Below are 12668 nucleotides of genomic sequence, written 5' to 3'. Positions count from 1 at the left end.
CAGATGCATCTTAGCCAAGCCGCAAAACTGTCCTAAAAAGCAGGACCACTTCAACTGCGACAAGATATAGAAGTTGTTTCAGAGTTAGTTTGTTGGGTTTCATGTGTGCTCCGCGGAGATCGAATGAGACGTCCTTGGTGATAGGAAAATACTATCATTAAATCTCATTAATGCACATTTATTTTCACAAAAATATCCCCATCTCAATTGCATGGTGCTGATAGCAGCATCGCGCCAAAAAATTAGTGCAAGGAGTAAACAAAATGAGTTCGCCCCCCGCAAGCCGTTCACCGCGCGTCAAGAAGCGCTCACCCGCATGATCTCTTCGCTCAATGCGCAGGTCAGAGAAGAAATGAAACGCCCGCGTCCTGATTGGTTACAGCTGCGTGCACTTAAAGCGGCCCGGTTGAAGGCAAAGGACCGGATTATCGCCTCGCTGGACGGCCAGCGTGCGCAACAAGGCCAAGTTCAAATGAGCAGCCTTCAAACATAGTAAGACTTAGAAAGAGGAGCGAGACACTTGGGAAGCAAAAATATCTGGATGATCGCCGGAGCCATCGCAGCATTTGGTGGATGGTATTTCCTGACAGGCGGTGACGAGGAAGACAGCGTCATCGGTGAGGCTGCCACAGTCCAAGACGCCGAGACCGCCGAGGAGCAAGACACCGGCGACGCGGATGAAGAGGACGGCGATGACTGAACTGCGCGACGTCCAACAACAATAACCTGTTTTCAACCGCCTCAGAGCCCGTTTGGCGCGCGGCAGGAAGGATAATTCTATAATGCGAACTCAAGAAACTGTCTCGGCTATGCTGTGCCCTTTATGCCAAACCGGCTTGTCGATGTCTGATCGAAACGGGGTGGAAATCGATTTCTGCCCTTCGTGTCGGGGCGTCTGGCTCGACCGCGGAGAGCTGGACAAAATCATCGAACGCTCCTCGGTCCACGAGGCGCGTGATAACGAAGCGCGAAACAGCCCTGACCAGCGCAGCGACGCCAGAGGGCTGGTGGGGATGGCGTCATCGCTATTGAAGGGCGAAGATGACCGTTACCGGGATCGACACAGAGATGATCGATACGACGACCGTCGGTATGACAAACGACGAAAGAAAAAATCGATCTTCTCGGAATTCTTCGACTGACCGCTCATGTACGCCACTTCACGCCGAAGCGGCGTACAACTTTGCGGGTAGCGCATCACGTATCAACTTCGTCATGGCAGCAGCCGGACATCGACGAATTGGCCCAGTTTGACCCTGACTTGCGCCTATTGTCGCATGATCTTCCCGACTGCGACCTATGCCCTAACTGACGCAATAAGTTAGAAAAGTTAGACACGGAGCCTTCGGCGGACACACTTATTCTCTCGCGCATCCAGTTTGGGGCGAACATCTCGTTTCACATCCTTTTCCCGACGATCACCATTGCGTTGGGCTGGATGCTTTTGTTCTTCAAGGTGAGGTTCAGCGCGACGGGGGACCGAAAATGGATGGACGCCTATATGTTCTGGGTGAAGGTGTTTGCCCTGTCGTTTGCCATGGGCGTCGTGTCAGGCATCACGATGTCGTTCCAGTTTGGCACCAACTGGCCCGGCTTTATGGAAAAGGTCGGAAATGTCGCAGGGCCCCTTCTGGCCTATGAAATCATGACGGCATTTTTCCTTGAGGCTGTGTTTCTTGGGATCATGCTGTTTGGGGCATCACGGGTGAAACCGTGGGTGCACACGCTGGCGACGTTCCTTGTGGCGTTCGGCACCACGATGTCGACGTTCTGGATTATTGTGTTGAATTCGTGGATGCACACGCCGCAAGGGTATGAGCTGATTGATGGTGTCGTGCATGCGACCAACTGGTTTGAGATCGTTTTCAACCCGTCGATGCCCTACCGCTTTGTTCATATGATGTTGGCCTCTGGCCTGACGGTTGCGTTCCTGATTGCCGGTATTTCCGCATTGCGGATGCTGTGGGGCGACCGCGGCGAGGACGTCAAGACTGGGCTGCGGGTCGGTATCATTACTGGTTCGGGCCTCATTCCGCTGCAAATTCTCGCAGGCGATTTTCACGGGTTGAACACGCTTGAATACCAGCCCGCCAAAGTTGCCGCCATGGAAGGAAATTGGGACACCGGCCCCAATGTACCGCTGGTCCTGTTCGCGATACCAGATGAAGAAGCCCGCGAAAACCGGTTCGAAATCTCGATCCCCAATGGCGCGTCTTTGATCCTGACGCACAAGCCGATGGTGTCGTGCCGGGCCTGAACGATTTTGTAGCCGAGGACGGCGAGGTCATGCACCCCCGCGTGGCACCTGTGTTCTTCAGTTTCCGCATCATGGTCGGGATCGGCATGACGATGCTGTTGCTGTCATGGACGGGCTTGTTCCTGCTGCGCAAATACGGGGCTGGCGGCATACCCAAACTGCCTCTCTATGCGTTTTGCGCGATGAGTTTCAGCGGATGGATCGCTACGCTGGCGGGCTGGTACACCACCGAAATCGGGCGTCAACCGTGGTTGGTGCAAGGCGTTTTGGCGACCAAGGATGCGGTCAGCGATGTGCGCGCCGCCATGGTTTTGAGCACCCTGATCGGATACCTCGTGGTCTATGGCGTGCTGATCGTCGCCTATATCGGCGTCATCACTTATCTGGCCCGCAAGGCGACGCGAGGTGAACCCTTCACCACACGCACCTATCCCCGCCGCGGCGAAGCCAATGTCGTCGCCCTTCAGCCAGGAGAATAATCATGGAGTATTTTGGTGATCCTGCCATCTGGATACCGTGGACGTTTGCAGCCCTCATGGGTCTGTCGATCCTGATTTACGTGGTGCTGGACGGGTTCGACCTTGGTGTGGGGCTGCTGATGCCGCTGGCGGACGAGGACGAAAAAGATCGACTGGTCGCCTCGATCGGGCCCTTCTGGGATGCCAACGAGACCTGGCTGGTCCTTGCGGTCGGCTTACTCCTTGTCGCCTTTCCGCCGGCGCATGGGATCATCCTGACGGCACTTTATCTGCCCGTGTTTGTCATGCTGATCGGTCTGATCCTGCGCGGTGTGTCCTTCGAGATGCGCGCAAAGGCACCCATTGCGCAAAAGAGAATGTGGAACGGGGCCTTTTTCGCAGGCTCCCTGATGGCGTCTCTCAGTCAGGGGTTCAAGCTGGGGATGTATATCATGGGTCTGACATGGACCTTGCCACATGTCGCCTTCGCGCTTTTGACGGCGGTATTTCTGACCGTCGGCTACAGCTTTATCGGTGCGGCATGGCTGATCTGGAAAACCGAAGGCCGGTTGCAGCTCCATTCGCTTCGCTGGGCAAAAGGCGGGATCTGGGGGCTTGTTCTGGGGATCGGTGCCATTTCACTGGCCACACCGTTCGTGAGCACGCGGATTTTTGATCGTTGGTTCAGCTGGCCCGAGTTCGCGTATCTGTCAGCGCTGCCCATCGTCTCGGGCGCGCTTGTGCTGTTTTTGTGGTGGCAACTTGCGCGGCTCCCCTTAGCCGAGGATCGTTGGTCGTGGACCCCTTTTGCAGCCGCCACAGCGCTTTTCACTCTGGCCTATGGGGGCATGGCCTATTCATTTTACCCGTATGTCGTACCCGAAAAGATCACGATTTATGACGCTGCCTCCGCGCCCGAAAGCTTGTTTATCATATTGATAGGAACGCTCTTCGTGCTGCCGGCCATTCTGGGCTATACGGTTCTGTCCTATTATATCTTCCGCGGCAAAACGACGGCCCTTCGATATGATTGAGCGGTCTCGTTTCAAAAAAACCGCATCATCCACATCCGAAATCAAACCGCCGCATCGCGGCAACTTTAGACGCATGCCTTTGTCCTCTCGGGTTCTGACTTGCACCGCGTCAGACGGGGGCCTTTAGCATCGCAACGGCACCGGTGAATTCACGTTGGTAACAGCTTTGGTCGTCTTCGCCGATGCCGGGCCCACGGCCCAATGCGCGCGCCTGCTGAAAAAACCCCTCGGCCGGGGTACCTTGCCCAATTTTGCTGACGACCAGAGAGGCAAGAAAGGGCGCACCGCTTTCGACGTCCTCGATCATTGTTGCCTCAAGGGCTTGCGACACCTTGCCAATAGACCCGGGCGCGTAAAGCCCCATCACGCGGGCTAGTTGGCCGTAGGTTATCGGCATATCTGCGGCAGACTGGTCTGTCAGATGCGTCCGAATGCGATCTCGCAACGCACTGCTTGCGGTGGCAGCTTTTGCGGCGGCACGCGGGGCGGGAATTTCATGGGCGGTGCCATCTGCGGCGATTTCAGCCGCCCAGACCCGCTTGCTGGATCGCATGATCAGCCGCGTCTTTCCCGCGTCCGCCTCGGTTCCGGTTTCAGATTGGCTGACAACCTCGCCCGATTGCATCGCCGCCTGCAGGGTTTCTACGTCCATCCCCAGCCGCGGTGCAAGATATTCAGGAGAGATCAGAAACTGGTCGTCCTCACGCATAATCGCATGGGGTGGGACGGGGCGATACAATAAGGGGCGCTTCGGCTGTTGCTCATCGCCCGGTCCGGAGCTGTAATACGGGGTCTCTCCGGCGGCGTGGTCGGTCACGTCAATGATGTCGCGAACTTCGGGCACAGCGGCTCGGATCATCGTTTCCACACCGCCGCGAAGCGTCGCAGCAGAGGCGGCACAACCCTGACATCCCCCAGACATCAGCATGCTGACGACACCGTTCTGCACGCCCGTAACGCTAACATGCCCGCCGTGGGCGGCAATCGCCGGATTAGCCTGTCGGTCCAGTACGTCTTGGACCGCAAGAAGGATTTCGCCGTCGCTCCGGGCTTGGCCAGAGGTCCTGACGCTTTGACCCAAAGGCGCTGAAGGCTGAGCCACGCTACCGCGGAGTGCATCGGCAATCAGTCGCTTCAGGTCGTCCCAATTGCTGTCATCGGTCTTGACCACGACCACAACCGCGCCCGAGACATCAACTATTTTCACCGCGGGAATTGCAAATAGCGCTTCGGCCAAAGGTGCGCCCTGCGCCGCAGCTGCATCGGGAAAGCTAGCCAAAGCACCGTCCTGCACGTCCCGGTCCAATACAAAGCGCATGGAGTGTGGATCAGCGGGCGAAGCTTCGGCGCGGATACGCAGCGGGCCAGTTACTTCAGACATCTTCAACCACGGCGGCCACCATGCCGCGCAAATGACAAAAGGTATAAATTCCGGAACTGTGGCCATCGCTGAAGCTGACACCGATTGCATAGTTTCCAAGGCTCCAGATCCGGGTCGGCACGATGTTCAGCGGCACAGTCGCCGGGTGCAGCACCGCGCGCCCGCTCATCTCATCGACACAGGCAGCACAGCGGCATGCCAGACGTAAATCGCGAACGTCGATCTGCTGGTCATGGCCATCTTGCCAATACAAGACCAGAGTACGCCCGTCGCGGCGATCCAGCGCTATCGGAATTTCAGCAGCACCACCTGCGTGAGCCGCATGGGCTGCAGGCTTTGGTTTGCTGGCGTCATCGGCCCAATGCCAGTCGAATGGCGTCGGAATTCCTGCGGCGTCGCGCTCGCGACCTGACAGGATCGCGGCAATGTCGCGATATACTTCCGAAGCGGGTGCGTCAGGAAGGGCAATCACCAAAGGGCGGCCCTCATCGCCGCAATCCACGATTGCAGGATCAAGCGGAATGGCACCGAGAAACGGGATACCCAGGCTGGCCGCGATCTTAGTACCACCGCCTTGGTGGAAGATGTGGGTGACCTCATTGCAAGATGGGCAGGTAAACCCGCTCATGTTCTCGACGATGCCGAGAATGGGCACCTTGACCTGCTCCATCATGCGAATGCCGCGTCGGGCGATTTTCAGGCTGACATCCTGCGGCGTGCTGACCACAACAGCGCCGGTCAGCGGAAAGGCCTGTGCTAGCGTCAGTTGTGTGTCGCCCGTGCCGGGGGGCAGATCGAGGATCAGATAGTCGAGCTTGCCCCACTCCACCTCCAGAATAAACATGCGCAGGTATTTTGTTACCATCGGGCCACGCAGGATGGCGGGCTTGTCGTCATCGGTCAGCATGCCCATCGACATGACCTTGATCCCGTGCGCAATCGCAGGGATCACCTTACCCGCAGGTGACATCGTGGGAGCTTTTCCAGTCTCGATCCCTAACATTCCTGGCACAGAGGGGCCGTAAAGATCAGCGTCCACCAGCCCGACCGCCGCACCTTGCGCCGCCAAGGCCAATGCCAGATTGGTGCTGACGGTGCTTTTGCCGACACCGCCCTTGCCGCTGGCGACCGCAATGATCTGTCCAAGATGCGCCATGCCGGGGTCGCCAGCCGGGCTCGATGTGGCTTGTGCCGTCGTCATGATATTTCCTTTGATTTGAGGCTTGGCATCGCTGCTTTTCGGCCTTCGCTTGCGGCGAAATTCACGCAAAGACAGCCGAGATCGGCGGGAGCCAGTTCAGCGTCGACGCACGCACAATAGCTGACCGCGTCACAGCACGAAAAATGCCGACAATCGCCGCAGGTGCCAAAGGCGACGGTGCCGCGAACTTTGGCCAGTTCTCCTGCCAATGCGGGTAAAGCCTGCCGCAACGCCGCGCGCAGCTCGTCTTCCAACTGATCAATGGCCTCCGTCAGGTTATGCAAAGGATCATGACGCATGATTGCCTGCCCGCTGCGCGTCAGGTCCAACCGAATGCTACGACGGTCATCGACTGCCTGATGTCGGACAAGATAGCCCCTTTGCATCAAAGATTTGATGATTTGCGACGCAGTGCCCCGCGTCGTGGCATTAAAGCTGGCAAACGCCGACGGCGTCCGAGAAAGTCGATTGGCGCGCGCGAAAAACCGCGTGGCCGTCCATTGCGCCGCCGTCAGGTCAGATCCTGCGTCGGTCCCGCGCGCCGCGCGCCCAAGATAGACGAGCAGTTCGGCGATTTCTTCCGTTGTGGTTGGACTGTCAATCATGGAAGATTGATAGCGTTTCGAAACCTTATTGACAAGCAATTCTTATCAATATTAGTATCGAAGCGATATCAAATGTGCAGAAAATGAACAAACCCTTCCCTCCGCCCCGAATGGCCCGCAAACAAACACTACGCCCAGAATTTCTGGACGCGCCCACCGAGGCACGGCTTGCCAGATGCTGGCGCGACAAAGGCGATATTGCCGCACGCAACCGTCTGGTTGCCGCGCATCAAGCCCTTGCTATGGCGGCGGCCAGCCGAGCTGGGGGCAAAGGCCGCAAATTGGATAACGATATTCTGCAGCATGCAAATATCGGGTTGTTGAAGGCGGCTGATCGCTTCGACCCCGACAAGGGGTTTCGGTTCTCCACCTATGCCGCATGGTGGATCAGGGCGGAAATCCAGGACTACAAGATCCAAGGTTGGTCCCTCGTAAGGCTTCCCAATTCAGCGCCCAGCCGCAAGCTGTTTCATAATCTGAAGCGCGTTGAAACCCGACTGGTCGCAGCAGGCGAGGTACCACCGGAACACCTTGTTGACCGGATAGCTACTGAGCTCGCGGTTACGCCCGAACAGGTTGTGTTGATGCAACAAAGACTGGCCGCCCCAGATGGGTCCCTCAACCGTCCCGTCGGTGACGATGGTGGCACAACGCAATTGCAAGATCTGATTGAGGACCCGGATGCAGATGTTGAGAAAGAAGTCAGCGCATGTTTGGGTTCCCGTGCGTTTTGGATCAAGATGTCCACCTATCTGGACCGACTTTCCAAGCGTGAACAGGAGATTATCATACAAATATATGTGTCTGATACACCAAAAACTCTGGATGCGTTAGGCCAACGGTTTGGCGTTTCCCGCGAGCGTATCCGCCAGATCCGCGAAGCCGCTCTGATCCGACTGCGTGCGTCGTTTGCGAATTCAGCAGTTTCTATCCAGCATGTTCGCGCAGGAGATTAAGCCGAAGCCATGTCATGGCTTGGCTTAACTGCAGCGTTGAGTCTGTAAAACAGATCAATTCCGGCACATCATGGGTGCTGCTGTTCTTTTGAGATTGCCGTTACTCGCGGGGCACTTTGTTTGATTTCTTGGAGCTGGAATGAGTGCGGCCCCCGTCATCGTCCCAGCGGTCGAAGCAAGGCGAACGTGGTTTAGGAGCGCTCGATACCGCCAGCTGGCCTTGTTCCGATTTGAATAATTCGGGAAATAGTTCTTCGAAATCTGCTCTACAAATCATCATTGCTTCGTGTCCTTCTTGTTGGATCAGTTGTTTCCGTTGTGGGGGGCCGCGCACCTAGAATACGAAGGCGCGGGTGTGCTACGACCACTTGGCCGTTGCGCGGGGCATCGCGATGTATGACGCCATGCTGGCCCGGGGCCATCTGATTGAAACAAATGATACAGTTCTATTGAGCGCCGCCGGTGTAGAGTTTGTCACCGCTTTTGGTGTCGATCTGTCAGCGCTAGAAAAGGCTCGCGCACCTGTCTGGATTGGAGCGCGCGGCGGATGCATTTGGCTGGCGGGTTGGGCCGTGCGATGCTGGTGCGGATGGAGGAACTTGGTTGGGCCCGTCGCGAAAGCGGCAGCCGTGTGGTCCGGTTTACCCAGCCAGGCGGCGTTGCGTTTGAGGCGCAGTTTGCCATTGATATCTAGGCCGCTATCTTGCTTGCTGCGCCTGCTTCTGTAACGATCTGACAAAGCCATAAAAAGAGCAGCAGTCACAATGTCAGTTACCCCTCCCGACTTTCCCTGGTCCCCCGCGATGAATTCCTAAGGGTTTTACTGTATTCTGGGCACTTTCCGGAAACGCGAAGTATAGCAGACATTGTTGAGAGGCGAGGTGAACGAGCCGCGCACGCTGAGCCTGATCCCGCAGTTCGTAGGGAACGGCGATATTGTGAGTGGCGGCGCGTTTGTCGGAGATTTCCTGCCCTTCATGTCACGGACCTTGAAACGTGGTGCCTACGTACATTCGTTTGAGCCGAACCCGACCGGATTTGCCGCCGCGACGATGACGCTGGCGCTCAACGACATCAAAAACGTCAAGTTATCGCCAGTCGCTGTAGGAAGAGAAACAGCGGTGTTGCCGTTAATGGTTTCGGCGGCAGCAGGCAAGGAAATGGGTGGGTCGTCCAAAATCGTTGAAGCGCTCGAGGAGGGGCGTACGATTGACGTCGATATCGTGCGGATTGATGATCTTGTGCCCGAAGCCCGTAAAGTCAGTGTGCTTCAGTTGGACAAATAAGGGCACGAAGGGCTCGCCTTGGAAGGCGCGCCACAATCGCTTTCCAATGGGCACCCGCTGGTGGTGCTGGAGACCTTGGCAGATCAGGACCCGCGCGAGATTGAGGCAAAGCTGCGGGAGCTATGTCCTGCTGCCGAGTATACCTTGATGGGCATGATGGAGCGCAACGCGTTCTATAAGCCGTTCAAGACGCGCAGTTAATTTTGGGCTTAGTCGCTTGAGGGGGTCTGGGGCGCTGGTTCTACCTGCTCTGTGATCGCAGGCTCGGCCAGTGCTCCGTCGTCCCAGTCGCCTGAGGCTTCCTCGCCCGTGGCGTAGCGCATGGTGCCTTGCCCCTGACGCCTTCCGCCTTTGAACATGCCGACATAGACATCTCCATTGGCGTAAGTCGCTGTGCCCTGGCCTTCAATCTCACCGGCGGCCCATTTGCCTTCGTAGACGAATCCACTGGCCATTGTGATCTTGCCGGCGCCTTCGCGGCGACCATTCATGAACTGGCCTTCATAGACCGTGCCATCGGGGTAGGTGGCCGTTCCGGTACCGTGTCGCAGGCCATCTATCCACGCGCCCACGTATGTGCGGCCGTCGCCGTAGGTCAGCGTGCCTTGGCCCTCGTTGCGGGCATTCACAAAGCCGCCCTCATACACCATGTCGTTGGGATAGGTCGCACGGCCCTGACCTTCAATCACGCCGCCAACCCAGTCTCCTTCGTAGGTGGAGCCATCGGGATAGGTGATTGCACCCGTCCCCTCCGCAAGGTTGTCGATGAAGGTCCCGGTCTGGACCGAGCCGTCCGGATAAGTCACGGTGCCAGCCCCTTCGGCGCGTCCTTCGACCCATTCCCCTTCGTAAGTATAACCGTCAGCGCCCTTGAAGGTGCCTGTCCCATGGCGCTGGTCGTTCAGATATTCGCCCGTGTAGGTATCACCCGACGAAGTGGTCGAAGATCCCGTTCCTTCGCGGCGGCCTTCCACCAGATCGCCTTCGTAGGTGTCGCCATTGGCTTGAACGATCTTGCCCTTGCCGTTGAGCTGCCCGTTGGCCCAAGTGCCCTCCAACTTGAAGCCTTCGGGGTGGGTCAGTGTGCCTGTGCCGGAGCGCGCGCCGTTCACAACAGTGCCTTCGTAGATTGCACCATCGGCGTCTTTGATGACCGCCTGACCAGTGGCCTGACCGTCAACCCAGTCACCTTGGTATTCATAGCCCGCGGGCGTGACCAAGACGCCCTTGCCGTGTCGTTTGCCATTGCGAAAGCCGCCCTCGTAGCGTTCACCGCTGGCGTGGATTGCAACGCCCTGGCCTGCGATGGTGCCGGCCTGCCATTCGCCTTCATAGGTGCCGCCGTCGGCCATGGTGATTTTGCCGATCCCCTCGGGCTTGCCCTTGGAGAAATCGCCCTCATAGACGGAACCGTTGGGGAAGCGGGCAACGCCCTTGCCCCGTATTTCGCCTTCTACCCACTGGCCCGAATACTCGTACCCGTTGGGCAGGGCGTAAGTGCCGCTGCCATGCTGCAAGCCGGCCTTGAAGGTGCCTTCATACACGCCGCCGTCATCGTATTGTTTGCTAAGCACCTGCGTGTTTTGCGCCCATGCAGGGGCAAGCGTCAGCGGCGTCAGGGCGGCGGCAAGCAGGAGGGTGCGCAGTGTCATGGTGGTCCTGTCATCTGGGTCGGGCGTCGCGTGCCCGTCTGGTCAGGAGCAGACTAATGATGCAGGCCCAAAGGGGCAACGACCTTTTACCCCATCGGCCAATGTGGGCTTTCCCTAGACGCATGATCTGCTACATCAGGCTTGGTAAACGAGAGGGACACCCATGGCAGAGCGGTTTCGCATCACATTGGCGCAGTTGAACCCGACGGTCGGCGATCTGGTAAGCAACGCGGCACAAACCCGCGCGGCATGGATCGAGGGCCGCGATGCAGGCGCGGATCTGGTGGCGCTGCCTGAGATGTTCATCACGGGCTACAACGCGCAGGATCTGGTGATGAAGCCAGCCTTCCAGCTGGATGTGATGGCCCATATCGAAGCACTGGCAGTTGACTGTGCGGACGGTCCTGCCTTGGCAATCGGCGCGCCGTTGGCCGAAGGCGCCGAGCTGTTCAACGCCTATCTGATCCTCAAGGGCGGCAAAATCGTCTCTCGCGTTCTTAAACATCACTTGCCCAATGAGACAGTCTTTGACGAGGTGCGCATCTTTGACAGCGGACCACTGGGTGGACCATATTCGGTGGGCAACACCCGCATTGGTAGTCCGATTTGTGAAGACGCATGGCACGAAGATGTCGCCGAAACGCTGGCTGAGACCGGCGCGGAGTTTCTGTTGGTGCCCAACGGCTCGCCTTACTACCGCGGTAAGTTCGACACGCGGGTCAGCCATATGGTCGCGCGTGTAGTCGAAACGGGTTTGCCGCTGATCTATCTCAACATGGTGGGTGGTCAGGACGACCAGATATTTGACGGCGCGAGCTTTGGCCTCAACCCCGGTGGCAAGCTGGCCTTCCAGATGCCCGCCTTCGACGCGATGACCCAGCACGTCGACCTAGAGCGTGGGTCGGACGGCTGGCGCCTTATCGAGGGTGAGAAGGTTGTCCATGCTGATCCTTACGCGCAGGATTACCGCGTGATGGTGCAGGGCCTGCGCGACTACATGCGCAAGACTGGTTTCAAGAAAGTCCTGTTGGGCATGTCCGGCGGTATCGATTCGGCGCTAGTGGCTACGATTGCGGTAGATGCGCTGGGCCCTGAAAATGTGCGCTGTGTCATGCTGCCGTCCGAGTATACCTCTGCCGGGTCCCTAAAGGATGCCGAGGATTGCGCGCAGGCGCTGGGCGCGCGGTACGACTACGTGCCGATCAAGGAGGGGCGTGACGCGATCATGCAAACGCTGGCGCCGCTGTTTGAGGGAACCAAACCTGATCTGACCGAGGAAAACATTCAGAGCCGTTTACGCGGCTTGCTGTTGATGGCGCTGTCTAACAAATTTGGTGAGATGTTACTGACAACTGGTAACAAGTCCGAAGTGGCGGTGGGCTATGCCACGATCTATGGCGACATGGCCGGCGGCTATAACCCGATCAAAGATCTTTATAAAATGCGCGTGTTTGAGACATGTCGCTGGCGCAATGCCAACCACGCTGAGTGGATGATGGGCCCCGAGGGGGCCTTGGTGATCCCAGAGAACGTCATCACCAAGGCCCCCTCGGCTGAGCTGCGCGATGACCAGAAGGACAGCGACAGCCTGCCCGACTACCCCGAGCTTGATGCGATTTTGGAAATTCTGGTGGACCGTGACGGCTCAATCGCGGATTGTGTCGCGGCAGGCTTTGACCGTGACGTGGCCAAGAAGGTCGAGCATCTTGTCTATATCTCTGAGTATAAACGCTTCCAGTCCGCACCGGGGCCACGCCTGACCAAAGGTGCATTCTGGCTGGACCGCCGTTATCCGATTGCAAACCGCTGGCGTGATCCAAGCTGAGGCCGCGGTTTGC

General features: G+C 57.8%; 13 protein-coding genes and 1 pseudogene. 10 read left to right on the top strand and 4 right to left on the bottom strand.

The annotated features are described in order from the left end of the window. Window positions 1-211: 211 nt before the first annotated feature. The 5 genes and pseudogenes from V7730_RS13215 (at window position 212) to V7730_RS13190 (ending at window position 3749) form a co-directional block, all read left to right on the top strand. Window positions 212-493, top strand: a complete 282-nt coding sequence (locus V7730_RS13215; protein ID WP_335748064.1) for a DUF465 domain-containing protein — start codon at window positions 212-214, stop codon at window positions 491-493. Window positions 494-520: 27 nt separating this feature from the next. Then, complete coding sequence (locus tag V7730_RS13210; protein ID WP_335748063.1) at window positions 521-700, top strand: hypothetical protein; 180 nt, start codon at window positions 521-523, stop codon at window positions 698-700. 109 nt (window positions 701-809) lie between these two features. Continuing rightward, the gene (locus V7730_RS13205; protein ID WP_443070222.1) at window positions 810-1142 is read left to right on the top strand and encodes a TFIIB-type zinc ribbon-containing protein; all 333 of its coding nucleotides are present in this window, start codon (window positions 810-812) and stop codon (window positions 1140-1142) included. A gap of 218 nt (window positions 1143-1360) precedes the next feature. Next, window positions 1361-2736 (top strand): annotated as a pseudogene (locus tag V7730_RS13200) (cytochrome ubiquinol oxidase subunit I). Between the two features lie 2 nt (window positions 2737-2738). Continuing rightward, window positions 2739-3749, top strand: coding sequence for a cytochrome d ubiquinol oxidase subunit II (locus V7730_RS13190; protein ID WP_335748060.1), 1011 nt, complete (start codon window positions 2739-2741; stop codon window positions 3747-3749). Window positions 3750-3858: 109 nt separating this feature from the next. Here V7730_RS13190 and V7730_RS13185 read toward each other — a convergent pair whose 3' ends face one another. The 3 genes from V7730_RS13185 to V7730_RS13175 are packed head-to-tail and all read right to left on the bottom strand — an operon-like array spanning window position 3859 to window position 6936. Beyond that, on the bottom strand, window positions 3859-5130 hold the full coding sequence (locus V7730_RS13185) for a DUF6522 family protein (protein ID WP_335748059.1): 1272 nt from the start codon (window positions 5128-5130) through the stop codon (window positions 3859-3861). Beyond that, window positions 5123-6331, bottom strand: coding sequence for a P-loop NTPase (locus V7730_RS13180; protein ID WP_335748058.1), 1209 nt, complete (start codon window positions 6329-6331; stop codon window positions 5123-5125). Before V7730_RS13180 ends, V7730_RS13185 begins: the two co-directional genes overlap by 8 nt. Beyond that, window positions 6328-6936 (bottom strand): MarR family transcriptional regulator, encoded by a 609-nt coding sequence (locus tag V7730_RS13175; RefSeq protein WP_335748057.1) that lies wholly within the window; start codon window positions 6934-6936, stop codon window positions 6328-6330. Before V7730_RS13175 ends, V7730_RS13180 begins: the two co-directional genes overlap by 4 nt. A gap of 83 nt (window positions 6937-7019) precedes the next feature. Between V7730_RS13175 and V7730_RS13170 the strand changes: the two genes are divergently transcribed. From V7730_RS13170 to V7730_RS13155, 4 genes are all read left to right on the top strand, one after another. Further along, on the top strand, window positions 7020-7892 hold the full coding sequence (locus V7730_RS13170; RefSeq protein WP_335748056.1) for a sigma-70 family RNA polymerase sigma factor: 873 nt from the start codon (window positions 7020-7022) through the stop codon (window positions 7890-7892). Window positions 7893-8439: 547 nt separating this feature from the next. Continuing rightward, window positions 8440-8586 (top strand): hypothetical protein, encoded by a 147-nt coding sequence (locus V7730_RS13165; protein WP_335748055.1) that lies wholly within the window; start codon window positions 8440-8442, stop codon window positions 8584-8586. 187 nt (window positions 8587-8773) lie between these two features. Next, window positions 8774-9178, top strand: a complete 405-nt coding sequence (locus tag V7730_RS13160) for an FkbM family methyltransferase (RefSeq protein WP_335748054.1) — start codon at window positions 8774-8776, stop codon at window positions 9176-9178. 18 nt (window positions 9179-9196) lie between these two features. Beyond that, complete coding sequence (locus V7730_RS13155; RefSeq protein WP_335748053.1) at window positions 9197-9379, top strand: hypothetical protein; 183 nt, start codon at window positions 9197-9199, stop codon at window positions 9377-9379. A gap of 8 nt (window positions 9380-9387) precedes the next feature. On the opposite strand, the gene V7730_RS13150 is transcribed toward V7730_RS13155, so the two are convergent. Next, on the bottom strand, window positions 9388-10830 hold the full coding sequence (locus V7730_RS13150; RefSeq protein WP_335748052.1) for an MORN repeat-containing protein: 1443 nt from the start codon (window positions 10828-10830) through the stop codon (window positions 9388-9390). A 163-nt stretch (window positions 10831-10993) separates the two neighbouring features. Here V7730_RS13150 and V7730_RS13145 point away from each other — a divergent pair, with 163 nt between their 5' ends. After that, a complete protein-coding gene (locus tag V7730_RS13145; RefSeq protein WP_335748051.1) occupies window positions 10994-12655 on the top strand; it encodes an NAD+ synthase in 1662 nt (553 codons plus the stop codon). Window positions 12656-12668 lie beyond the last annotated feature (13 nt).

Origin of the sequence: Sulfitobacter sp., assembly GCF_036961165.1 — a bacterium.
Taxonomy (GTDB): domain Bacteria; phylum Pseudomonadota; class Alphaproteobacteria; order Rhodobacterales; family Rhodobacteraceae; genus Sulfitobacter.
This window is presented reverse-complemented; position numbering and strand designations above follow the sequence as displayed.